We start from the raw sequence: 20,725 nt of genomic DNA on the forward strand, positions 1-20,725 counted from the left end.
CCGCCCACTCGGCGCCCGCGGCATCGTGCTAGTGCGGCGTCACCGTGATGCGGCCGTCGCGGGTGGTGAGACTGGCGCGCCGTGAGGACCGCGAGTCCTGGTGGACGCCCGGGTCGATCCGCTTCTCCCCGTTGGCGGACAGGTCGAGGGCGTAGGCCTGACCGGCCGGGAGGCGCAGCAGGATCGAGCCGCTGCCGGTGACGGCCCGGACGTTCGCGGGCGGCGCGTCCAGCCGCATCGTGATGGCGCCGTCGCGCGACCCGGCGGTGACCCGGTCGGAGACGAGCCCGTCCAGGGTGATCGAGCCGCTGCCGGTGCCGAGGTCGGCGACGGTGGCGCGCCCGCTCACCACGATGCGCCCGTCGGCGGCGCGGGCCTTCAGCCGGTCGGCGGTGAGTCCCCTGGCGGTGATCGAGCCGCTGCCGCTGTGCAGGTCGGCGGTGGCCGCGCGACCGGTCACGTTCAGCGAGCCGTCGCGGGAGCTGATCGAGACCGTCGAGGCGCGCAGGTCCGCCGCCCGGACCGAGCCGCTGCCGCTGCGCAGCCGCACCGTCCCGGCGACCCCGGACACCTCGGTCGCCCCGTCCCGGTTGTCGATCTCCACGGACGTGCTGCGCGGGACCTGGACGCGGTAGGAGACCCCGCACGAGCCGAACCCGATCGCGTTCGTGCCGCACGAGGACGACAGCGCGAGCGTGGAGCCCTCGGCGACGTGCCGGGACTTCGGCTTGTTCTTGTCGTTGCTCCAGCGCAGCCGCTCGGTGACCCGGATGCCGGGGGAGTCCGACGCGGTGACCTCGACCCGTCCGCCCTTCGCGGTGATCTTCAGGCCCGTGATGCCGGCGGGCGCGGCGTAGGAGCGGTCCTCGTGGTGCCGGCCGACGCTCACGTTGCCGCAGCCGGCCAGCGCCGCCGCCGCCGTCGCCGCGGCGGCGGCCGCGGCTGTCAGGGTCCTCACGTGCTCTCTCTCCCCGCTGTCGGCGTGCGTCCGTAGAGGGCAAGCCTCCTCCAGGCGCAGCGGGCGCCGCCAGGAGGGGAGCCGGTCAACCGGGGGTGGGGCTAGCCCCACCCCCGCCGCCTCAGCGCTCCCCGCCGGGCTTCCACAGGACGTCGCCGTGCTCGGCGTTGGCGACGCGGCAGAGGATGAACAGCAGGTCCGACAGCCGGTTGAGGTACTTGGCCGTCAGCGGGTTCACGCCGCCCTCGGCCGCGGCGTCGGCGCTGCCGTGGGCCTCGATCGCCGCCCAGGCGGACCGTTCGGCGCGGCGGGTCACCGTCCGCGCGACGTGCAGGAGCGCGGCGCCGGGCGTCCCGCCGGGGAGGATGAAGCTGCGCAGCGCCGGAAGCTCGGCGTTGTGCTCGTCGCAGGCCTCCTCCAGCCGCTCGATGTAGGACGGCTCGATGCGCAGCGGCGGGTACTCCGGGTCGGGGACGACGGGCGCGCACAGGTCGGCGCCCACGTCGAACAGGTCGTTCTGGACGCGGGTCAGCAGCGCGACGAGGGGCTCGGGCAGGGCGCCGAGCGCGAGCGCCGTGCCGATCGCGGCGTTGGCCTCCTCCACGTCGGCGTACGCGGCGAGGCGCGGGTCGGTCTTGGACGTGCGGGACGCGTCGCCGAGCGCGGTGGTGCCGTCGTCCCCGGTGCGGGTGTAGATCCGGGAGAGCACGACGGGATTGTCCCTGTTCTTCGCCATGAGCAGCAGCCTAGCCCTGCCGCAGGCAGAAGCCCGTTCGGTAGGGTTTCGGAAAGACCTCGGAGGCCGCCGTGTACGACTACATCATCGTGGGAGCGGGCAGCGCGGGCTGCGTCCTCGCCGCCCGACTGACCGAGGACCCCTCCGTGAAGGTCCTCCTCCTGGAGGCGGGTCCGCCCGACGACGCCCCCGAGATCCACATCCCGGCCGCCGTGGCCGCGCTGATCAAGGGGCCGTACGACTGGGACTACGCGACCGTCCCGCAGGAGCACGCGGCGGGGCGCAGCGTGTACTGGCCGCGCGGGCGCACGCTCGGCGGCAGCTCGTCCACCAACGCGATGATCTACATCCGCGGGGCCCGCCACGACTACGACACCTGGCGCGACTCCTACGGCTGCGAAGGCTGGGGCTACGAGGACCTGCTGCCCTACTTCCGCCGCGCCGAGGACCAGCAGCGCGGCGAGCTGCCCTACCACGGCGTCGGCGGTCCGCTGCGCGTCGAGGACCTGCGCTACAAGCACCCGCTGACCCGGGCCTGGGTGCAGTCGGCCAAGGCCTACGGCCTCGCCGCGAACAACGACTTCAACGGCGCCGACCAGGACGGCGTCGGCTTCTACCAGGTCACCCACAAGCGCGGGCGCCGCTGGTCGACCGCCGCCGGCTACCTGCACCCGATCGAGTACCGTCCGAACCTGACGGTCGTCACCGACGCCCTCGCCACCCGCGTCGTGATCGAGGACGGCCGCGCCGCCGGCGTCCGCTACGAGGCGCGCGGCGAGACGATGTCGGCCCGCGCCGAGGCCGAGGTGATCCTGTCCGGGGGCGCGGTGAACAGCCCGCAGCTCCTCATGCTCTCGGGCGTCGGCCCCGCCGACCACCTGCGCTCCCTCGGCATCGACGTCCTGGTCGACTCCCCGGTGGGGCAGCGCCTCCAGGACCACCCCTTCGTGAACGTCATGTTCGCCACCCCCCGCACCAAGCCCCTCTGGGAGCTGGCGAACGCCCGCTCCTTCGCCCTCTACCAGGCCCTGGCGCGCGGCCCCTACGCCTCGAACGTCGCCGAGGCCGGCGGGTTCACCCGCACGGTGGAGGGACTGCCCGCCCCCGACCTGCAGTACCACGTGCTGCCGACGCCCTTCGTCAACCAGGGCCTCACCGAGTCGTCCGAGCGCCTGCTGTCGGTCATGGTCACCGCGGTGGCGATCGCGAGCCGCGGCGAGCTCACCCTGCGCTCGGCCAGCCCGCACGCGAAGCCGCTGATCGATCCCGCCTACCTCGCCGACAAGGCCGACCTGGACATCCTCGTCGCCGGCGTCCGGCAGGCCCGCGAGATCGCCGCGACCGGGCCGCTGGCGTCGCTGATCGGCGGCGAGTGGGCCCCCGGCGAGCAGGTCGACTCCGACGAGGCCATCGCCGACTTCGTCCGTCGCGAGGCCGCGACGCTGTTCCACCCCACCAGCACGTGCGCCATGGGCGGCGACGACTCCGTCTGCGACATCGAGCTGCGCGTCCGCGGCGTCGAGGGCCTCCGCGTGGTGGACGCCTCCGTCATGCCGACCGTCCCGCGCGGCAACACCAACGCCCCGACGATCGCGATAGCCGAGCGCGCCGCCGACCTGATCCGGGGCCGCACGCCCCTGGCCCCCGCCGGCACCCCGAAATGAGGAACGCCCCCGCCGGAGACGACGGGGGCGTGGCCGCTTGGGCACAGGCTGCGGGGCTCACCGCTTGCGCGCCTTCGCGATGCGGGCGCGCCGGCTGTTCTTCGCCTCCGTCCGCAGCGCGCGTACCCGGTCCTCGATGACGACCTTCATGAACTCCTGGCTGAACATCCGCTTCTCCTTGTTCCCGCCGGGCCCTCTTGGCCCGACATGTACAAGGTTCGTCCTAAGGCCCCACCCCCTACATCGGGACGAAGCCCTATCTAGGCATGCCTAGGACGCCTTAGACCGCTCCGTCCCGACGGCGGCATCTGAGGCGAGCGCGGATGGAGTAGGACGACGGCTCAGCCGTCCTTCTTCCACTCGATGATCTGGAGGTAGTTCCCGTCGGGGTCGGTGAACGTGCCGAACCTGCCCTTCGCCCGGTCCTCGACGGCGATCCACTCCACCCCGGCCGCGTTCAGCTGCGCCTCCACGGCGTCGAAGTCGTCGACGTGGAAGTTGATGATCGTCCGCCCGGGGTCGTCGTTCTTCGGCCGGACGTCGTCGCGCCCGTCGATGACGAGCAGGAACCCGCCCAGGTCGATCGCGCCCTCGCCGGCGGACTCCGGCGCCAGCGCCTTGACGTACCAGGCCCGCAACTCGGCGGGACGGGTCGTGCCGAGCAGCATGCTTCCGGGCTTCAGCGTCGTCATGTCGAATCTCCTCACTGTTGGTGTCCTGCCGACCGCGCGCGCCTGGGGAGTCAGTCCACCAGGGCGCCGCCGGACAGGTTGGCGACCGTGCCGGTGATGGCTCCGGCCCGGTCCGAGGCCAGGAACGCGGCCGTCTCCGCGATCTCGGAGAGCGTGGGCAGCCTCTTCATGAGCGTCCCCTGCACCATCCCCCCGCTTTCGAGGAAGTCCTGGACCGACTGGCCGGCCGCTGCCGCGGACCGTTCGAAGAGGTCCGCGGTGTAGGAACCCGCGGCGGGCCCGTCGACCACGGCGTGCGGGCGGATGGCGACCACCCGGACGCCGGCGGGTGCCAGCTCCGCGGCCAGGAGCCGCGAGAACGCCTCCTTGCCGGCCGAGCTCACCCCGTGCCCCAAGATGCCGGGCACGGCGAGTCTGGCGCCCGGCTCGGACAGGGTCAGGACCACGCCGGGACGCCCGCGGCCCATGTGCCGCGCCACGGCCTTGCTCGTGATGAACAGGGTCCGCAGAAAGCCGTCGATCGGCCGCATGAACTCCTCCAGGGAGAGATCCGCCAGCGGAGTCCCCTGGTCGTGCATGACGCTCACGGCGTTGAGGGCGACATCGATGCCGCCGGACGCCGCCGCGACCGCATCGGCGTGCTTGTCGACCGCCTGGGGATCGAGGACGTCGACCTGGGCGGTCTCGACCGTTCCGCCCGCGGCGGCGATGTCGCGCGCCACGGCGTCGAGCCTCGCCTGCGTCCGGCCTGCGATGAAGACCCTCGCGCCTTCCCGGGCGAACACCCGTGCGACGGCGCCGCCGATGGCGCCCCCGCCCCCGTAGATCACGGCGTTCCTGTTCTCGAGCAGCAGTCCGCCCATGCGTCCTCCAGGTGATCGGTTCTCCGTGCCCAACGGTAGACACAGTTGCTTGTTAAAAACAACTAGTAGCAGTTGTAAAGAACAACTAGACCTTGTGCTAGTTTCGGGCGCGAAGGACGAGGAGAGGGAGGCCATGCCGACCAGCCGTAGCTACCGGGACTCCTGCGGCATCGCCCGGGCCCTTGACGTCGTCGGGGAGCGATGGGCTCTCCTGGTCGTCCGCGAGCTGCTCCTGGCGCCGCAGCGCTTCTCGGAGCTGCGGCATGCGCTGCCCCACGTCAGCTCCAATGTGCTCGCGGACCGGCTCCGAGAACTCGAGCACAACGGGGTGATCCGCCGCGCGCCGGCAGCGGCGGAAGGCCCGCGGGTCTACGAACTGTCCGAGAGGGGCCGGCAGCTGGAGCCCGTCCTGATGGCTCTGAGCGACTGGGGCGTCTCCGTCCCGGAACCCGCCGCGCCGTCCTCGCTCAGCGCCACCTCCGTGCTGATCTTCCTGCGCCGCGCCGCCCGCCCCGACCCCGCGGCGCCCCCGACGACGTGCCGCCTCGAACTCGGCGGCCGGGTCTGGACGATCCGTCTGGCGTCCGGACGGGTTCAGGTGGAGCCCGGCGAACCCGCGAAGGCGGACGTCTCGCTCCGTACCGACCCCAAGACGCTCAGCGCCCTGCTGACCGACCCGGACGCGCTCGCGACCGCGTGCGCCGACGGCAGCGCCGCCGTCGTGGGAGATCTGCCGGCCATCGGCCGGCTGCTCCACGCGGTCGCCGACCCGTGGCCCTCCGGCGGCTAGCCGAGTCGCCGCCGCCCCGGCCCCGAGGGGTGGACGGCGGAAAGCCGCTGTGCGAAGATCCGAGCCATGATCGATGAAAGGGGCGGCGCCGCCCTCATCCGGTGAGCGTCGACGTGCAGCGGGAAGCTGCCGCCGTCCGCGCGGAGTGGCTCGGGCATCTGCTCTCCACCGCGCCCGCCGACCGTCCGGCCGCCGAGGCCGCCATCTCCGAGCTCTACCTGCTGATCGGGCTCGCTCCACCCCGCTTCCACTGGGTGCCGTCGCCGCTGGCGGCCCTGGAGACCGTCCCGCCCGGCATCCGGCCGAGCCCGTACGAGAGCGCGGACCGCCTGTCCGACTGGCCGCTGCCGAAGCGTTTCCGCCGGTTGGTCAGTGGATTGTCGGTGCAGTTGGACACCCAGGTCATGCAGCGCTCGCGGACGCTGGACCCGATGATCCGGCAACTGGTCCGGATGCCGGTCGCGGACTCCGTCCGGAGCACGGTGCGCCTGGCGCTCTGGTCGGAGTACGAGAGGTTAGAGCGGAGCGACTCCTGGCACGCGGCCCTGTGCCCGTCCTGGAGCGCCCACTATGACGCGGTTCGCCGGATGTCCGGCGTGGTCTTCACGCCCGAGCAGGATCGTCTGCTCGGCCTGTGGGCGACGCAGGCCCGGTCCTGCGCCTGGTGGTTGCCGCGCGAGGACGTCTGCGTGGTGTCCGAGCGGCCCGTGGAACTCCACACCGAGGTCTGGGGCGACGAGCGGCAGGTGCGCCTGCACCGCCCGGACGGCCCCGCGCTCCGGTACGCCGACGGGTGGGACGCGTACGCCTGGCACGGCACGAAGGTGCCGGCCTGGGTGGTGGAGGACCCGAGCGTCGAGCGGATCGAGCGGGAGGCCAACGTCGAGGTCCGGCGGTGCGCGATCGAGCACATCGGCTGGGGCGGCTACATCGACCGGGCCGGGCTGCGGCTCGTGGCCGCCGCCCCGGACCCCGGCAACCCCGGCTCGGAACTGCGCCTCTACGACCTGCGCGAGCAGACCAGGGTGCTGCTCGCCGTCAACGGCTCCGTCGAGCGCGACGGGCACCGCCGCCGGTACGGGCTGGCGGTCCCGGGCGTCTTCACCGACCCGGTCGCCGCCGCCGGATGGACCTACGGGCTGTCCGCCGAGCAGTACTCCCGACTCGTCCGCCGAACCTGAAGGTGATCCCTATGACCGTGAACCATGCTCCGCCCGTGACCCTCGCGTCCCTCTCCCGGCAGACCGGGCTCGCCGTGCTCGACCATCTCGAACGGTCGGTCCGCATCCCCGTCGTCGACGGCATCCAGGCCCAGGGCGATCTGATCGTCATCCCCATGTCCGAGATCTCGGATCTGTCGTTCTGGCAGCACGGCACGTGGACGGACGTGCCGTCCGAGGGCGTGGAACTGCTGCGCGGCGCGGCGGGCGGCAACCCGCACACCCTCGTCGCCGACCCCGGCACCTGCCGCTGGACGACGAACGTGTCCGAGCCCGGCGGCCTGGTCATCGGCGTCTTCGAGGCGTCCGCCCCCGTCTACCTGCTGCACCCGGAGCACGGCGCGTCCGGCTGCACGCCGGGCCGCTACGCCGTCCGCCGCCAGCGCGAGCACACCCCCGGCGGCTGGGGCTCCCGCCTCGTCGCCGACTGAGCCCCGGCCGGGCCGCCGCGGGGGAGCGGCGGCCCGGCGTATGCGGGTCGTGTCAGTAGTCGCGGATCTGGAAGCCGTCGATGATGTCCGGGGTTTCGTACCGGGGCGCTTCGGCGCTCGGGGCCGCCATGGCGTCCTCCGAGAAGTCGGGATGCCGGGCCCGCATCTGGGCGATGTTGGTCAGGGCGAGTTCCTGGTTGGCGGCCACGTACGCGCGCAGGCGGTCTCCGTAGGCGGTGAAGGCCGTGCGGTGGTCGCCTTCCGCGGTTCCCAGTTCGCCGGCCAGCACGTACGCACCGACCAGGGCCATGGTGGTGCCCTGGCCGGACGCGGGGGATCCGCAGTAGCCCGCATCTCCGAGCAACGCGACCCGGCCCTGCGTCCAGGAGTCCATGTGGATCTGTGCCATCGCGTCGAAGTGGAAGTCCGGGGCGTCCCACATGTGCTCGAGCAAGCGCGGCATCTGCCAGCCGGCCTTTGCGAACCGGTCGGCCACCAGTTGCTTCTGCTCCCTGGCGGATGGCGGGAGGAACCCCGCGGGCGGCTCGGGGGACTCGATGCCGACATAGACGCGGGCCTCGGTGTCATCGCGGACACTCATGATCATCGCGCCCCACGGGTTGCCGGGCATCTGGTAGACCACCTGCCAGCGGTGCAGTCCCAGCTCGTTCGGCACCGTCCACACGCCCAGATAGCCGCCCAGGTGACGCAGGAACTTCTCCTCCGGCCCGAAGACGAGCCGCCGCGTGTCCGAGTGGACGCCGTCGGCGCCCACGACCAGATCGAAGGTCCGTGCCGCTCCGCTGCGGAACACCACCCGCACCTCTTCGGCGTCCTGTTCCAGCGCGGCGACCGCGTCGTCGAAGACGTAGTCGATCTGCTCCTCGCCCGCGGTGAACAGGATCGCCGCGAGATCATCGCGGAGGATCTCGACGTCGGGGCTTTCGAGATCCCCGCCGCTGGCGGTGCGTTCGGTCGTGCTGAACAGCTCCCGGCCCTCGTCGTCGACCATCGACATCCCGCGCAGGCCGGTGCCGTGGCGGCGGACCTCCTCCAGCACTCCCATCCGCTCGAGCACGTCCAGCGCCGGTCCCCGAACGTCGATCGCCTGCCCGCCCGGACGCGGCCCCGGCGCCCGCTCCACCACCGTCACCTCGAACCCGTACCGGTGCAGCCAGTAGGCCAGTGCAGGTCCACCGATGCTCGCACCGCAGATGAGCACCTTTGCTTTACGCATGCCCAGCTCCTTTCAAGGCCGCCTGAATCCCGATGGCTCAAGACTCATCGGCAGCGCTGACACGGAGCTGACATCGGCTCTCGCCCATCCACGAAGCATCTACAGCACGCTGACACCACGCTGACGCCGGAGTCGAGGTCAAGCGATCTCGATGAAGCGGGGATGGCCATGGGGGGTTATTTTTCCCTTTTTCCCGATTATGCCGTGATTCGGGTGGCAGTAACCGGTAGGAGGGGGACTCCCGCCGGGAGAGGCTCGGCGGGGTCATCGAGACCATGGGCGCGGAGGTGCGGGACGCGTCGCGGCGCCGGACGGGGGAGGCCTGATGACGGCCACGGTACTGGAATCCATGCGCACCACACTGCGGGGTCCGGTGATCGGCCCGCAGGACCCGGACTACGGCCGGGCCCGCTCGATCTACAACGCGATGATCGACAAGAGCCCCGCGGCCATCGTGCGGTGCTCCGACGCCGCGGACGTGATGGCGGCGCTCGGTCTGGTCCGTGAGGCCGGTGCGGAGGTCGCCGTCCTGGGCGGTGGACACAGCGGCCCCGGCCTGGGCCTGGTGGAGGGCGGCGTGACCGTGGACCTGTCGCCCATGCGCTGGGTGCGGGTCGACCCGGAGGAGCGCACGGCCGAGGTCGGCGGGGGAAGCCTGCTGAGCGACCTGGACCACGCCACCCACCCCTTCGGGCTCGCGGTGCCCACGGGGATCGTCTCGACGACCGGGGTCGGCGGCCTCACGCTCGGCGGCGGCCACGGCCATCTCACCCGCAAGTACGGCCTCACTGTGGACAGCCTGCTCTCCGCCGACGTGGTGCTGGCAGGCGGCTCACTGGTCACCGCTTCCGAGTCGCGGAACCCCGACCTGTTCTGGGCGCTCCGCGGTGGGGGCGGCAACTTCGGCGTCGTCACCTCGTTCACCTTCCGGCTGCACCCCGTCGACACGGTCGGGGTGGGCCTCACGGCCTGGCCGGTCGACGCCACGCGCGACGTGCTGCGGTGGTACCGCGACTTCCTGCCGCAGGCGCCCGAGGACCTGAGCGGCTTCGCCGCCCTCATGGTCATCCCGCCCGCGCCGCCGTTCCCCGAGGAGCTCCACGGCCGCAAGATGTGCGTCGTCGTCTGGTGCTACACCGGCGAGCCCGCGGACCTGGAGAGCGTCCTCGCGCCGGTGAACGAGCCCGGCCGGCCGGCTTTCACGTTCACCAGCCCGATGCCCTATCCGATGCTCCAGTCCATGTTCGACGACCTCGTGCCGCCCGGCCTGCAGTGGTACTGGCGGGGTGACTTCTTCGACCGCATCCCCGACGAGGCCGCCGAGATCCACCAGAGGTTCGGAGCGGAGATCCCCACCGACCTGTCCATCATGCACCTCTACCCCATTGACGGCGCGGCCCAGCGGGTGGGGAGGGACGACACCGCCTGGGGCTATCGGGACGCCACCTGGTCCGCCGTCTTCGCCGGCGTCGACCCGGACCCCGCGAAGGCCGCGACGATCCGGCGGTGGTGCGTGGACTACTGGGAGGAGCTCCACCCGTACTCGATGGGCGGTTCCTACGTGAACTTCCTCGGCACGGACGAGAGCGAGGACAGGGTCCAGGCCACCTACCGCGACCACTACGACAGGCTGGCGGAGATCAAGGCGAAGTACGATCCCGCCAACTTCTTCCGGGCGAACCAGAACATCAGCCCGGCGGCGCGCCATTAGGCGACTTCCACGAAGCCCAGGCGGTCGTAGAGGCGGCGGGCGCGGCGGTTGCGGCGGGTCACGGCCAGGGTGAGGGTGTCGTGGCCATCCGCGGCCAGGGCGTGCATGACGGCCTGGACGAGCCCCTGGCCCAGGCCGCGGCCCGCGTGGGCCGGGGCAGTGAACAGGAAGGCGAGCAGGGGGAGCTCGCGGTAGAGGGTGACGAGGGCGGCGCCCACAGGGCGGCCCTCGTGGTCGGCCACGAACGACCCGTCCGGGAGGAACGTGCCGTACTCGCCGGCCATGGTGAGGTGGATCTCGCGGACGGCGCCCTGGACGTCCCCCACGTCGGCCTCGTCGGGGGTGCCGCGGTAGGCGTCCCACATCAGGGCGGCCAAGGCGGGGACGTCGCCGTCGGTGAACGGCCGGAAACCGGGCGGGGGAGGAGGCGCCGCGCCCAGGCGCACCTCAAGGCGGCTCCGCACGGGGGCGTTCATGGTGTCGAGTGTAGGCGGGGCCCCCGCCGGAGACCGGCGGGGGCGTTCCCCGGTCAGCGCTTGTAGCGGCGGCCGTGGATCATGTTGATCATGCCGAGGACGCGCGCCATCTCCTTCTCGCTGCGGGCGAAGGTGGTGAGGTTCATGGTCGCGAACCGCTGGCGGGTGATGGCCTTCGGGCGGGCGAACTCGCGCAGGCCGTCCGCGCCGTGGATGCGGCCGAAGCCGGACTCCCCGACGCCGCCGAACGGCAGGGCCGCGACCTGGGCGAACGCGGCGAACGCGTTGATGGACGTCATGCCCGACCGCATCCGGCGGGCGACGTCCATGGCGCGCGACTTGTCGCCGGAGAAGATCGTCCCGGCGAGGCCGTAGCTGGTCCTGTTGGCCTTCTCGACCGCCTCGTCCATGTCCTTCACGCGGTGGACGGTGATGGTGGGGCCGAACGTCTCCTCGCACACGGCGGACGAGTCGTCCGGGACGTCGGTCAGCACGACCGGCTCCACGTAGGGCTTGCGGACGGACTCGGCACCGCCGACGACCGCCTTGCCGCCCTTGTCGATGGCGTCCTTGATGTGGCGTTCGATGACGTCGAGCTGCGAGGGCATCGTGATGGGGCCGTAGGCGGCCTCGCGGTCGAAGCCGGGACGCAGGTCGCGGGCCTTCTCGGTCAGCTTGCCGAGGAACTTGTCGTAGGCCTCGTCCACGACGTAGATCCGCTCGACGCCGATGCAGGTCTGGCCCGCGTTCGACATGGCGCCCCACAGCGCGGCGTCGGCGGCGGCGTCGAGGTTCGCGTCGGCGTCGACGATGCAGGCGTCCTTGCCGCCGCACTCGGCGACGATCGGGGTGAGGTTCTCGGCGCACGCCGCCATGACGCGCTTGGCGGTGCGGGTCGAGCCGGTGAAGGCGATCTTGTCGACGTGCGGGGACGAGGCGAGCGCCGCGCCCGCCTCGCCGAGCCCGGTGACCGTCTGCAGGACGGGGTGCTCGGGGATCACCGCGGCGAACAGCTCGGCGAGGAACACGCCGACGCCCGGGGTGTACTCGGACGGCTTGAACACCACGGCGTTGCCGGCGGCGAGCGCGTAGGCGATCGAGCCCATCGGGGTGAAGATCGGGTAGTTCCACGGGCCGATGACGCCGACGACGCCGAGCGCCTGGTACTCCAGGACGCAGCGCTGGTTGACGGCCATGAGCCCGGGGTAGACGTTGCGCGGCCCGAGGACCTTCCGCGCGTTGCGCGCCGCCCAGTCCAGGTGCGTGATCGCCATGATCGTCTCAAGCTGGGCGTCCTGGACCGGCTTGCCGGTCTCCTGGTGGATGAGCTCGGCCATCCGGTTCAGGTTGCGGGCGAGCGACCCCTTGACGTTCAGCAGCCGGAGCCTGCGCTCCTTCCAGCCGAGGGCGCGCCACCAGTCGGCCGCCTCGCGGGCGCGCTCGACCGCCGCCGCCACGGCGGCGGCGTCCTGGACGGGGTGCTCGGCGACGACCTCGCCGGTGGCCGGGTTCAGCGACGCGAACGTCTCGGTGTTCTCCGTGGCCACGGACATGGGGACCTCCCGGGAGGGGCCTGGTAAGTGACTGCTTGCACGGCGGTACCGGCTAGTAAACCACCCTAGGCGCCGGATCGGGCGTCGGGGATCCAGCTTCCGTGGAATCCGGCCGGGACGCGGCGCGGCAGCCGGACGGTGGCGGTGTGCGAGAGGTCGGCCGCGTCCAGCACCAGCAGGTCGGACGCCGCCTCGCGGGTGACGATCGACAGCAGCCAGCCCTCGTCCTCGGCGCGGGCTCCCTCAGCGGGGACGAAGACCGCCTCGCCGACGTGCGCGTCCTCGCCGAAGTCGTGCGCGGACGTCCCCTGCCCGCGCAGGTCGTACTTCACGATCGAGCCGCCGCCGACCGTGTAGAGGTAGCGGTGCTCCCTGCCGGTGCGGGTGTCGTCGTGGGTGGGGAACTCGACGCCGCGGTCGTCGATGGACTCCTCGGCCGCGCGGCCGGTCGCGGGGTCGAGGACCCAGCGGTGCAGGCTCGCGCTCTGCGAGCGCGCCGCCCCGGTGGCGGGGTCGACGGTCCCGCCGATGTCCCCCCACAGGGCGCCGAAGTTCTCGGGACGGTAGCGCGCGCCGTCCACCACGACCCGTCCGGCGGCGTCCTCGTGGGCGTTGCCGACATGGAAGACGTAGCAGGGGTCGATCTCGTACCAGGCGACCTCGGCGGTGCCGTCCCGCCGCATCACGCCGAGCCGGGCGCCGTAGGCGTCGTCCCAGACGTACGGCATGCCGGTCGTTCCGGACAGTGCCAGGTCGAGGTCGAACACCACGGGCAGGTCGAGCCAGACCACGTGGTTCTCGGTGATCGCGAAGTCGTGCATCATCGTCGGGCCCGGCACCTCGACCTCGCGGCTCTCGGCCAGCGTCCCGTCCGCCGCGAGCCGGTGGAAGGTGAGGTAGGGCTCGAACACCCCGTAGCCGAAGAACAGGAGTTCGCCGGTGACCGGGTCCTCCTTCGGATGCGCGGTCATGGCGGTGGTGAGCCGCCCGCCGAAGTCGCACGCGCCGACGGTCTCCAGCTCGGGCGTCACCTCGTAGGGGAACCCGGCCTCCACCAGCGCCCAGATCTTGCCCGCGTGCGGGATCACGTGGGTGTTGGCCTGCACCGCACGGCGGTCGAAGGTGAGGTCGTCGCGGACGAAGGACGTCCCGTGGACGAAGGACTCGGTCCGGACCCAGCGGTTGCGGTACCACTCGGCGCGGCCGTCCCGCAGCCGCACGCCGTGGATCATCCCGTGGCCGCTGAACCAGTGCCTGCTCGGCTCGCCGGGCCTGGGGTTCGGCCCGTTGCGGAAGTACCGGCCGGTCAGCTCGGGGGGCAGCGCGCCGGTGACCTCCAGGTCGCGGGCGCCGGTCTCGTCGGGGACGGGGGCCAGGGGTCCGTCCAGCCAGGTGGCGGGGCGCTCGGTGGTGTTCTCGCCCATCTCGGTGCTCCTTTCCGAGCCGGTCTTCGGCGGGGGTCAGCGAACGGACGGCTCGGGCTGCGACGTGGCGGGCGCCTCTGTCAACGGTAGTCCGAGCCGGGTCAGATGGCGCCTGCGCGCGTGCTCCGGGTACCGCGCGGTGAAGACGGCCGGGACCATGAACCCGGCGACCTTCACCGCGACCAGCAGCGCCGTGGCGTCCGGTGTCCAGTGCTGGACGCAGCCGAGGGCCGCCGCCAGCACGGTGAAGCTCGCCGCCCACACGGCGGTGATCACCCGGTTGACGCTCCGGAACAGGTCCGTCGCGGCGATCTCCGCGGTGACCTGGCGGCGCGCGATGCCCTCGGTGAAGGGGCGTCCGAGCAGGAGCGTCCCCCAGGCGGTGAGGGCCAGCCAGCCGATCGCGAGCGAGGCGCCGTAGTCCAGCGCCGCCGAGCCGGGGACGGTGAACGCGAGCGCGGTGAGCGCGGCCATGAACACCGAGGTGGAGGCCTCCAGGATCAGCGAGTCGGCGCGGTGGCCCCGGCGCAGGTCCAGCCCGAGCAGGACCACCGCGGCGACGAGCCCGGCGGCGGCGCCGGCCCGGTCGTCGAAGCCGCTGACCACGGCGAGCAGGATCCAGGGGAGGAAGGTGCGGGCGTAGTACTTCGGCATGCCGGGGGCTCCTGGCTTCACGTTCCAACTTTGACACGTCGAAGATAGACGTTCCAATTTTGACATGTCAACAGTGAAGGTTAGAGTACCGGCATGAGTTTGCGACACGCGGTGCTCGGGCTCATCGCCGAGATGGACGGCGCCAGCGGCTACGACCTGCTGAAGATGTTCGAGATCTCGCTGGGGAACGTCTGGCCGGCCCGGCAGAGCCAGATCTACGGCGAGCTGGGCAAGCTCCTCGACGCCGGGCTGATCGAGGTCGCGGAGGAGGGGCCGCGGGGCCGCAAGGCGTACCGGATCACCGAGTCCGGCCGCGCGGAGCTGCACCACTGGCTGGTGGACGTCCGCTCGAAGGGGAGCCGGAAGGACGAGCCGCTGCTGCGGGTCTTCTTCCTGGGCCTGGTCGAACCGGAGGAGGCCCAGCGCTACCTGCGAGGGCACGCGGCGGGGCTCGAGAAGTACCTCGACGAGCTGGCCGCGCTGGAGAAGGGCATCGACTGGGGCGAGGACGACCTGTCCGTCTACGGCCGCCTGGTCATCGAGTACGGCAAGCGCTACGCCGCGATGCGCCGCGACTGGTTCGAATGGGCCTCACACGAGATCGAGTCCCTCAACGACCGCGGCCACGGGCAGAAGCAGCCCCCCGGCACGCGTGAGGACTCCAGCGCGGGCGAGTAGTCGGGCGCGGCTAGGCGATCGAGTCTGCGCGCGTTGAAGCGGGCCCTCCGGCCGCGCGCACGAGCCTGAAGTGCTGGGCCACGACCAGTGTGTCGTCGTCGAAACGAGGAGTGCGGCCGAGGTACTCGCTCACCGGATCGCTCTGGAAGAGGGCCCTGTGATCCGCGATCCACTCCGACACGTCGGCATAGCCGCGCCCTTCGGCCCGGACGTACTCCTCGTCGATCTCCTTGACCGGCACGATTCGCACCTCGACGAGCTCGATCGTCGCCGCCGGATCTCCCTGCGAGTCGACCACGCAGAACCGCTGTCCTGCCTCGGGGACCGCTTCGCCGGCCCGCTCGTAGAGCTCCGGCAACCCCGTGAGCGCCGTCTTCTCTCCGGACAGGATCGCTTTCACCCCGCGATCCCGCACGGGTCCCGGCAGAGCCAACTCCAGCTCCGGATACTCCATCCCGCGAGAGTACAGACGGGCGCGCCCGCGAGGGCGGAGAGGGCCGCGAGCGGGGTGGCTCGCGGCCCGGTGGCGGGCTGGGTCAGCGGAAGTCGTCGGCGTGGTCGGCGGCCCACTCCTTGAACGTCCGTCCGGGGCGGCCGGTGATGCGCTCGACCTCCCCGGACGGCTCGACCGGGGCGTCGACGGCCTGAGCGCGCAGGCGGAGCAGGACGTCGACCAGGCCCTCGCGCATGTAGGGGCGGCCGAGCATCTCCTCACGGGCCCGCTCGGGAGAGATCTCCTCGAAGCGCGCCGGGAGCCCGGTCGCCTCGCCGATCAGCTCGACCATCTCCGGATGGGTGACCACCTCGGGGCCGGTCAGCACCGGCTTGCCGCCGACCAGGTCGTCGGTGAGCAGGGCCTTCGCCGCGACGGCCGCGATGTCGCGCTCGTGGATCGGCGTGCTGCGCGCCGCCGCGTACGGCTCGCGGACGGGCTCGCCGGCGCTGAGCGCCTCGCGCCACGCCAGCGTGTTGGTGGCGAACTCGCCGGGCCGCGTGAAAGTCCACTCCATCCCGGTGGCCTCGATCGCCCGCTCGACGGCGAGGTGGTGCGAGGCCAGTTCGTTGGACGGGTCGTCGTCCAGCGCGGCGGCGGACGACAGCATCACGACGCGCCGGACGCCGTGGTCGGCGGCGCGGGGGAGCAGGTCGCCGAGGCCGCCCCAGAACGCGGCCGGGTTGAGGAAGAGCGACGTGACACCGTCCAGCGGCATCTCGTCGGTGCGGGCGACCTGCGCCTCGCTGGGCAGGTTCGCGGTGGCGGGGTTCCGGGACAGGGCGCGGACGGCCGCGCCCGCGGTCAGCAGCTCGCCGACGAGATGGCGTCCGACGTTCCCGGTCGCTCCGGTTACGAGAATCATGCGGCCAGCTTCAACCAGTTGGATGAACTTGTCAAACAGCAGGATGGTTGAACCGATCAAACATCCGGCTACCATGGGACCGTGACCGACACGACGAAGCGGCCCGCGCCGAAGCAGTCGAGGCGCGCCCCCGCCCCGGACGAGCGCACGCTCGACGCCGAGCGGTCGCGGCGCCTGCTGCTGGACGCCGCGCTGGACGAGTTCTCCGCCAAGGGCTACGCGGGCGCCCGCGTCCAGGACATCGCCGACCGCGCCGGCGTCAACAAGCAGCTGATCAACTACTACTTCGGCGGCAAGGAGGGGCTGTACCGCGAGCTCCACCGCCGCTGGACGGAGCGGGAGGCCGAGTTCAACGACCCGGCCGTCCCGTTCGACGAGATCGTGGTCCGGTACCTGCGGCACGTCCTGGACGACCCGCGCGGCGCGCGGCTGAACGCCTGGCGCGGCCTCACCGAGGACCTCGACGACATCCCGCCCGGCGACGGGGAGGACCTCTCCGACATCGAGCGCCGCCAGGCCGCCGGGGAACTGGCCCCCGAACTGGACCCGGCCGCGATCATGTTCGCCGTCATGGCGATGGTGTCGGCGCCGGTCACCAAGCCCCTGGCCGTCCGCCACGTCTTCGGCATGGACCCCGAGTCACCCGAGTTCCAGGAGCACTACACCGACCAGCTCCGCCGCATCGTCCGCCGCCTGACGACCGGTTCCGCCGACGACTAGTCCTGCCACCACATGAACAGGGAGTGGCCGAGCTGGATCGGGTGGTTGATCCGCTCGTCGAAGACGTCGAAGGGGAACTCGCCGAGGCCGATGGCGTCGGTGATGTAGTAGATGACGTTGAAGAAGCCCTCGTTGATCGGGCCCAGCCACAGCAGCGCGATCAGGACGAGGAAGACGTAGCCGCCGTAGGCGTTGGCCTGGTTCGCCCAGTGGCGCGGCAGGTACGGCTCGATGATCCCGAACCCGTCCAGGCCGGGGATCGGCAGCAGGTTCAGGATCGCCGCCGTGACCTGGAGGAAGGCCAGGAACGCCAGCCCCGACCAGAACAGCGCGTGCTCGGCGTCGGCGAAGTTCTTGAAGATCACCGCGAGCATGACGGCGAACAGCGCGTTCGACAGCGGACCCGCCGCCGAGATCAGGCTGTGCCGCAGCCGGCCCGGGATCACGTGCCGGTCGATCCACACCGCGCCGCCCGGCAGGCCGATGCCGCCCAGGATGATGAACACGACGGGGATGAGGAAGCTCAGCGTGACGTCGGAGTACTTCAGCGGGTTCAGCGTGAGGTAGCCCTTGGCGACGACGCTGCGGTCGCCCGACCGGTAGGCCATGTACGCGTGCCCGAACTCGTGCAGGGACAGCGACAGCACCCACGCCGCGATCACGAACCCGAACAGCGCGACCCGTCCGGGCGTGTCCAGGATCGTTCCGTAGCGCCAAGCGATCAGGCCGCACAGGATCGTCGCCCCCACGACCGCGAGGAACACCGGGCTCGGCCGGACGGCCGCGTTGCCCCGCATATCGCGCGCAGTGCCATTCATCGTTCCCGGCCCCTCTCGCCGCGCCGTCTCCGCGGCGTCCCGTCCCAGATCCTCATGCCGAGGCCGTCCGCCCGGACGCCGGCGCCGCGATGACCGGGACGACGTAGGTGCGCAGGAAGCGGCGCAGCCCGTCGGCGTCCCGGTCGCGGTCCATCACGATCAGCGAGGTGATGATGCGGAAGAGGAACTCGACCGTCCCCTCCACCTCGATGTCGGCGCGCAGCGTCCGCTGCCGCTGCGCCTGCTCGAAATAGGGCCGCACGTACTCGCAGCACAGCGCGAGCACGTGCTCGGCCGCCCCCGCGACCGCCGCCTGCATGTGGCCCGCCGCCTCGGGGACGAGGAAGTGCGCGATCGCGGGCTCGTTGCGGACGTAGTCCACCGCGTCCAGCGTGCCCTCGACGATCGCCTCCGAGACCGACCGCTCCCGGCGCAGCCGCTCGGCGAGCCGGTCGAGGAACCGGTGCAGGTCGCGCACCACCACGGCGAGGATCAGCTCGTCCCGCCCGCCGGTGACGCTGCGGTACACGGTCGCCCGCGAGAGCCGCGCGGCGGCGGCGATGTCCTCGACCGTGGTCTTGGCGACACCGAAGCGGCCGAAGCACGCTTCGGCCGCGTCGATGATGCGCTCGCGCGTGGCGTCGCCGGTGACCGGGGGCATGAACCGAACATTACCGGCCGGAGATCGGCGCTCAGTCCAGCGTGTACTCCAGCGCCCAGGTGTGCCCGCCGTCCTCCGCGACGGAGATCTGGCCGACGCCGCGGATGCCGGCGAGCTCGCCCGTCCCGGAGGTGGGGACGATGAGCCACCGCAGCCACTGGGTGTCGGACGTCCCGTCCTCGCTGCCCGCGCTGTGCTGCAGGACGAACGTCCCCTCGCGTCCGTGCAGGATGCCCTGGACGTGCTCGATCCCCACGTAGGCGACCGGCCCCGCCGGCGACTCCACCGTGATCAGCTCGGTGGAGCTCGTCCCCACGAGATCCCCGTGGAACGTCTTGCCGACGTGGACGCGGGTCAACCGGTTGCCCGCCTGCTCGTCGTAGGGCTTGTCGGCGTCCCACGCCTCGATGTCGAAGCTGCCGCTGGCTTGAAACGTCATGCCCGCCATGATGCCCGTCCCGTCCGACGTCAGGGGAGCCCGCAGGCAAGATCTCCTGTCTTCCGCGCCCTTGGGGCGTCGAGCCGGTTCAGGCGATGCGGAGGACGCTCTTGCCGTGGGCGGCGCCGTCGGCGAGGCGCTGCACGGCGGTGTCGAGGTCGGCCGCTTCGTACTCGGCGGTGATGTCGATGCGGACCTGACCGTCGGCGACGAGCCGGAGTGCGTGGCGCGCGCTGTCGGCGAGGCGCTCCGGGTGGGTCTGGCTGAGCAGGTTGCTGTTGTAGGTGAGCAGGGACTTGCCGTCCATGAGGAGGTCGTTTGCGGAGACCTGGACGGGCTCGAAGGTGGCGATGTTGCCGTAGACGGCCAGCCGGCCGTGCGGGGCGAGGCGTTCCAGGTTGGCGAGGCGGGCGGGTCCGCCGATGGGGTCGAGGATCACGTCGAACCGCCGGTCGTCCAGGGCGTCGGGGAACTCCTCGCTCACCAGGACCCGGTCGAAGCCGAACCCGGCGGCGTAGCCGGTCTGGCCGGCGTTCCCGACCACGCCGACCGTCGTTCCGGCCCCGGCGGCCTTGGCGAACTGGACGGCCAGGGAGCCGACGCCGCCGGCCGCGGCGTGGATCAGCACGCTCTCGCCGGACCGCACGCGGCCGACGGTGTTGACCAGGTCGTAGGCGGTGGGGGTGATCCAGCCGAACCCGGCGGCGGTCCGCGGGTCGAGGCCCGCAGCCTCGAAGGTGAGCACGTCCGATGCGAGGACCACTTCGGCGTACGCGCCGCCGCTGGTCAGCGCCGTGACCTCCTGGCCTACGCGGCCGGGGTCCACGCCGTCCCCGACCGCGATGATGCGCCCGGCCGCCTCGAAGCCGGGGACGAACGGGCGCGGTATCGGGAAGTGGCCGCCGCGGACCAGCACGTCGCCGTACTGGATGCCGGCATAGGCGACGGCGATGGCGACCTCGCCGGGACCGGGGACGGGCTCGGGCAGATCGGCGAGGTGGAACTGGTCGTCGGTGTCGAGCACGACGGCTTTCACGATTGCAGCCTCCTGAGCTGAATCAGTAACCTGACACTCGGGAACCTAGCGATTCTCAGCATGCTTAGTCAACACAGCAATCTGTGAAAGTGGTGGGACGGTGACCGAGATCCCGGTCGAGGAGTACCTGTGCACCCGCATCCGGCGCACCGAGCAGGCGCTGATGGGCCACCATGAGGCGGTGCTGCGCGGCTACGGGCTCACGATGACGCAGTACACGGTGCTGCTGACCCTCTCCCGGGAGGGCGGCATGTCCGGTGCCCAGCTCGCGCGCGCCTGCGGCGTCACCCAGCAGACCATGGCCACCGTCCTGACCGGCCTGCAGAACAAGGGCCTCGTCGTTCGCGAGCCGTCCCCGGTGCACGCCAAGGTCATGATCGCCACACCGACCGACGAGGGCCGCCGGCTGCTGGAGCGCGCCTACGAGGAGGTGATCGTGCTGGAGCGCGCGCTGACCGACGCGTTCACCCCCGCCGAACACGCCGCCCTCTGCGAACTGCTCGACCGCGCGGCGGCCATCCTGGTCCAGCAGACTCCGTGACGCGCGATCCCCGCCGGCGGGCCGTCCGCCTTCGCACCTTGACCTCAACTTAACTTCGGGTTCTA

The 20,725-nt window shown here is 71.7% G+C and carries 23 protein-coding genes; 8 read left to right on the forward strand and 15 right to left on the reverse strand.

Annotated features, from left to right (window positions below; genetic code table 11):
- Positions 1–28: 28 nt before the first annotated feature.
- Positions 29–958 (reverse strand): DUF4097 family beta strand repeat-containing protein, encoded by a 930-nt coding sequence (locus K4S16_RS14445; protein WP_160160915.1) that lies wholly within the window; start codon positions 956–958, stop codon positions 29–31.
- A gap of 121 nt (positions 959–1,079) precedes the next feature.
- Entirely contained in the window at positions 1,080–1,694 is a 615-nt protein-coding gene (locus K4S16_RS14450) for a cob(I)yrinic acid a,c-diamide adenosyltransferase (RefSeq protein WP_149259403.1), read from the reverse strand.
- A 71-nt stretch (positions 1,695–1,765) separates the two neighbouring features.
- On the opposite strand from K4S16_RS14450, the gene K4S16_RS14455 reads away from it, so the two are divergent.
- A complete protein-coding gene (locus K4S16_RS14455) occupies positions 1,766–3,358 on the forward strand; it encodes a GMC family oxidoreductase (protein WP_149259404.1) in 1,593 nt (530 codons plus the stop codon).
- Positions 3,359–3,699: 341 nt separating this feature from the next.
- Here K4S16_RS14455 and K4S16_RS14460 read toward each other — a convergent pair whose 3' ends face one another.
- Positions 3,700–4,050, reverse strand: a complete 351-nt coding sequence (locus tag K4S16_RS14460; protein WP_149259405.1) for a VOC family protein — start codon at positions 4,048–4,050, stop codon at positions 3,700–3,702.
- Between the two features lie 50 nt (positions 4,051–4,100).
- Positions 4,101–4,913: an SDR family NAD(P)-dependent oxidoreductase gene (locus K4S16_RS14465; RefSeq protein ID WP_149259406.1), complete on the reverse strand. Its 813-nt coding sequence runs from the start codon at positions 4,911–4,913 to the stop codon at positions 4,101–4,103.
- 133 nt (positions 4,914–5,046) lie between these two features.
- Between K4S16_RS14465 and K4S16_RS14470 the strand changes: the two genes are divergently transcribed.
- From K4S16_RS14470 to K4S16_RS14480, 3 genes are all read left to right on the forward strand, one after another.
- Positions 5,047–5,703 carry a winged helix-turn-helix transcriptional regulator gene (locus K4S16_RS14470; RefSeq protein ID WP_149259407.1) on the forward strand — a complete coding sequence of 219 codons (657 nt, stop codon included), beginning with the start codon at positions 5,047–5,049 and terminating at the stop codon, positions 5,701–5,703.
- A gap of 101 nt (positions 5,704–5,804) precedes the next feature.
- The gene (locus K4S16_RS14475) at positions 5,805–6,884 is read left to right on the forward strand and encodes a DUF6745 domain-containing protein (protein ID WP_149259408.1); all 1,080 of its coding nucleotides are present in this window, start codon (positions 5,805–5,807) and stop codon (positions 6,882–6,884) included.
- Between the two features lie 11 nt (positions 6,885–6,895).
- Positions 6,896–7,354, forward strand: a complete 459-nt coding sequence (locus tag K4S16_RS14480; RefSeq protein WP_149259409.1) for a hypothetical protein — start codon at positions 6,896–6,898, stop codon at positions 7,352–7,354.
- A gap of 52 nt (positions 7,355–7,406) precedes the next feature.
- On the opposite strand, the gene K4S16_RS14485 is transcribed toward K4S16_RS14480, so the two are convergent.
- On the reverse strand, positions 7,407–8,591 hold the full coding sequence (locus K4S16_RS14485; protein ID WP_149259410.1) for an FAD-dependent monooxygenase: 1,185 nt from the start codon (positions 8,589–8,591) through the stop codon (positions 7,407–7,409).
- A gap of 325 nt (positions 8,592–8,916) precedes the next feature.
- Between K4S16_RS14485 and K4S16_RS14490 the strand changes: the two genes are divergently transcribed.
- Positions 8,917–10,302, forward strand: coding sequence for an FAD-binding oxidoreductase (locus tag K4S16_RS14490; RefSeq protein WP_149259411.1), 1,386 nt, complete (start codon positions 8,917–8,919; stop codon positions 10,300–10,302).
- On the opposite strand, the gene K4S16_RS14495 is transcribed toward K4S16_RS14490, so the two are convergent.
- The 4 genes from K4S16_RS14495 to K4S16_RS14510 form a co-directional block, all read right to left on the reverse strand.
- The gene (locus K4S16_RS14495; protein WP_149259412.1) at positions 10,299–10,778 is read right to left on the reverse strand and encodes a GNAT family N-acetyltransferase; all 480 of its coding nucleotides are present in this window, start codon (positions 10,776–10,778) and stop codon (positions 10,299–10,301) included. The genes K4S16_RS14490 and K4S16_RS14495 overlap by 4 nt on opposite strands.
- Positions 10,779–10,831: 53 nt before the next feature.
- A complete protein-coding gene (locus K4S16_RS14500; protein WP_149259413.1) occupies positions 10,832–12,331 on the reverse strand; it encodes an aldehyde dehydrogenase family protein in 1,500 nt (499 codons plus the stop codon).
- Positions 12,332–12,396: 65 nt separating this feature from the next.
- Positions 12,397–13,755, reverse strand: a complete 1,359-nt coding sequence (locus tag K4S16_RS14505) for a carotenoid oxygenase family protein (RefSeq protein ID WP_149259414.1) — start codon at positions 13,753–13,755, stop codon at positions 12,397–12,399.
- Positions 13,756–13,791: 36 nt separating this feature from the next.
- Positions 13,792–14,409 (reverse strand): hypothetical protein, encoded by a 618-nt coding sequence (locus tag K4S16_RS14510; protein ID WP_149259415.1) that lies wholly within the window; start codon positions 14,407–14,409, stop codon positions 13,792–13,794.
- Between the two features lie 93 nt (positions 14,410–14,502).
- On the opposite strand from K4S16_RS14510, the gene K4S16_RS14515 reads away from it, so the two are divergent.
- Positions 14,503–15,087, forward strand: a complete 585-nt coding sequence (locus K4S16_RS14515) for a PadR family transcriptional regulator (RefSeq protein WP_149259416.1) — start codon at positions 14,503–14,505, stop codon at positions 15,085–15,087.
- A 10-nt stretch (positions 15,088–15,097) separates the two neighbouring features.
- Here the strand turns inward: K4S16_RS14515 and K4S16_RS14520 are convergent, their stop codons facing one another.
- Both K4S16_RS14520 and K4S16_RS14525 read right to left on the reverse strand, forming a co-directional pair.
- The gene (locus K4S16_RS14520; protein WP_149259417.1) at positions 15,098–15,541 is read right to left on the reverse strand and encodes an ASCH domain-containing protein; all 444 of its coding nucleotides are present in this window, start codon (positions 15,539–15,541) and stop codon (positions 15,098–15,100) included.
- An 82-nt stretch (positions 15,542–15,623) separates the two neighbouring features.
- Positions 15,624–16,445, reverse strand: a complete 822-nt coding sequence (locus K4S16_RS14525; protein ID WP_149259418.1) for an SDR family oxidoreductase — start codon at positions 16,443–16,445, stop codon at positions 15,624–15,626.
- An 81-nt stretch (positions 16,446–16,526) separates the two neighbouring features.
- On the opposite strand from K4S16_RS14525, the gene K4S16_RS14530 reads away from it, so the two are divergent.
- A complete protein-coding gene (locus K4S16_RS14530; RefSeq protein ID WP_149259419.1) occupies positions 16,527–17,165 on the forward strand; it encodes a TetR/AcrR family transcriptional regulator in 639 nt (212 codons plus the stop codon).
- Here K4S16_RS14530 and K4S16_RS14535 read toward each other — a convergent pair.
- From K4S16_RS14535 to K4S16_RS14550, 4 genes are all read right to left on the reverse strand, one after another.
- Entirely contained in the window at positions 17,162–17,983 is an 822-nt protein-coding gene (locus tag K4S16_RS14535) for a site-2 protease family protein (protein ID WP_235036789.1), read from the reverse strand. The two genes, K4S16_RS14530 and K4S16_RS14535, sit on opposite strands and share 4 nt — an antisense overlap.
- Positions 17,984–18,035: 52 nt before the next feature.
- Positions 18,036–18,644, reverse strand: coding sequence for a TetR/AcrR family transcriptional regulator (locus K4S16_RS14540; RefSeq protein WP_149259420.1), 609 nt, complete (start codon positions 18,642–18,644; stop codon positions 18,036–18,038).
- A gap of 31 nt (positions 18,645–18,675) precedes the next feature.
- On the reverse strand, positions 18,676–19,083 hold the full coding sequence (locus K4S16_RS14545) for a DUF3224 domain-containing protein (protein ID WP_160160916.1): 408 nt from the start codon (positions 19,081–19,083) through the stop codon (positions 18,676–18,678).
- An 88-nt stretch (positions 19,084–19,171) separates the two neighbouring features.
- The gene (locus tag K4S16_RS14550; protein WP_149259422.1) at positions 19,172–20,119 is read right to left on the reverse strand and encodes a zinc-binding alcohol dehydrogenase family protein; all 948 of its coding nucleotides are present in this window, start codon (positions 20,117–20,119) and stop codon (positions 19,172–19,174) included.
- Positions 20,120–20,219: 100 nt separating this feature from the next.
- Here K4S16_RS14550 and K4S16_RS14555 point away from each other — a divergent pair, with 100 nt between their 5' ends.
- Positions 20,220–20,660: a MarR family winged helix-turn-helix transcriptional regulator gene (locus K4S16_RS14555; RefSeq protein WP_149259423.1), complete on the forward strand. Its 441-nt coding sequence runs from the start codon at positions 20,220–20,222 to the stop codon at positions 20,658–20,660.
- Positions 20,661–20,725: the final 65 nt, after the last annotated feature.

This window comes from Actinomadura sp. K4S16 (assembly GCF_008327685.1).
GTDB lineage: Bacteria > Actinomycetota > Actinomycetes > Streptosporangiales > Streptosporangiaceae > Spirillospora.

Excerpts from the sequence above, each read along its gene's own strand:
- K4S16_RS14520 (WP_149259417.1), bottom strand. The coding sequence starts at position 15,541 with ATGGAGTATCCGGAGCTGGAGTTGGCTCTGCCGGGACCCGTGCGGGAT.
- K4S16_RS14460 (WP_149259405.1), bottom strand. The coding sequence starts at position 4,050 with ATGACGACGCTGAAGCCCGGAAGCATGCTGCTCGGCACGACCCGTCCC.
- K4S16_RS14540 (WP_149259420.1), bottom strand. The coding sequence starts at position 18,644 with ATGCCCCCGGTCACCGGCGACGCCACGCGCGAGCGCATCATCGACGCG.
- K4S16_RS14510 (WP_149259415.1), bottom strand. The coding sequence starts at position 14,409 with ATGCCGAAGTACTACGCCCGCACCTTCCTCCCCTGGATCCTGCTCGCC.
- K4S16_RS14450 (WP_149259403.1), bottom strand. The coding sequence starts at position 1,694 with ATGGCGAAGAACAGGGACAATCCCGTCGTGCTCTCCCGGATCTACACC.
- K4S16_RS14535 (WP_235036789.1), bottom strand. The coding sequence starts at position 17,983 with ATGAATGGCACTGCGCGCGATATGCGGGGCAACGCGGCCGTCCGGCCG.
- K4S16_RS14465 (WP_149259406.1), bottom strand. The coding sequence starts at position 4,913 with ATGGGCGGACTGCTGCTCGAGAACAGGAACGCCGTGATCTACGGGGGC.
- K4S16_RS14480 (WP_149259409.1), top strand. The coding sequence starts at position 6,896 with ATGACCGTGAACCATGCTCCGCCCGTGACCCTCGCGTCCCTCTCCCGG.
- K4S16_RS14525 (WP_149259418.1), bottom strand. The coding sequence starts at position 16,445 with ATGATTCTCGTAACCGGAGCGACCGGGAACGTCGGACGCCATCTCGTC.
- K4S16_RS14505 (WP_149259414.1), bottom strand. The coding sequence starts at position 13,755 with ATGGGCGAGAACACCACCGAGCGCCCCGCCACCTGGCTGGACGGACCC.
- K4S16_RS14490 (WP_149259411.1), top strand. The coding sequence starts at position 8,917 with ATGACGGCCACGGTACTGGAATCCATGCGCACCACACTGCGGGGTCCG.
- K4S16_RS14500 (WP_149259413.1), bottom strand. The coding sequence starts at position 12,331 with ATGTCCGTGGCCACGGAGAACACCGAGACGTTCGCGTCGCTGAACCCG.
- K4S16_RS14495 (WP_149259412.1), bottom strand. The coding sequence starts at position 10,778 with ATGAACGCCCCCGTGCGGAGCCGCCTTGAGGTGCGCCTGGGCGCGGCG.
- K4S16_RS14470 (WP_149259407.1), top strand. The coding sequence starts at position 5,047 with ATGCCGACCAGCCGTAGCTACCGGGACTCCTGCGGCATCGCCCGGGCC.
- K4S16_RS14545 (WP_160160916.1), bottom strand. The coding sequence starts at position 19,083 with ATGACGTTTCAAGCCAGCGGCAGCTTCGACATCGAGGCGTGGGACGCC.
- K4S16_RS14515 (WP_149259416.1), top strand. The coding sequence starts at position 14,503 with ATGAGTTTGCGACACGCGGTGCTCGGGCTCATCGCCGAGATGGACGGC.
- K4S16_RS14485 (WP_149259410.1), bottom strand. The coding sequence starts at position 8,591 with ATGCGTAAAGCAAAGGTGCTCATCTGCGGTGCGAGCATCGGTGGACCT.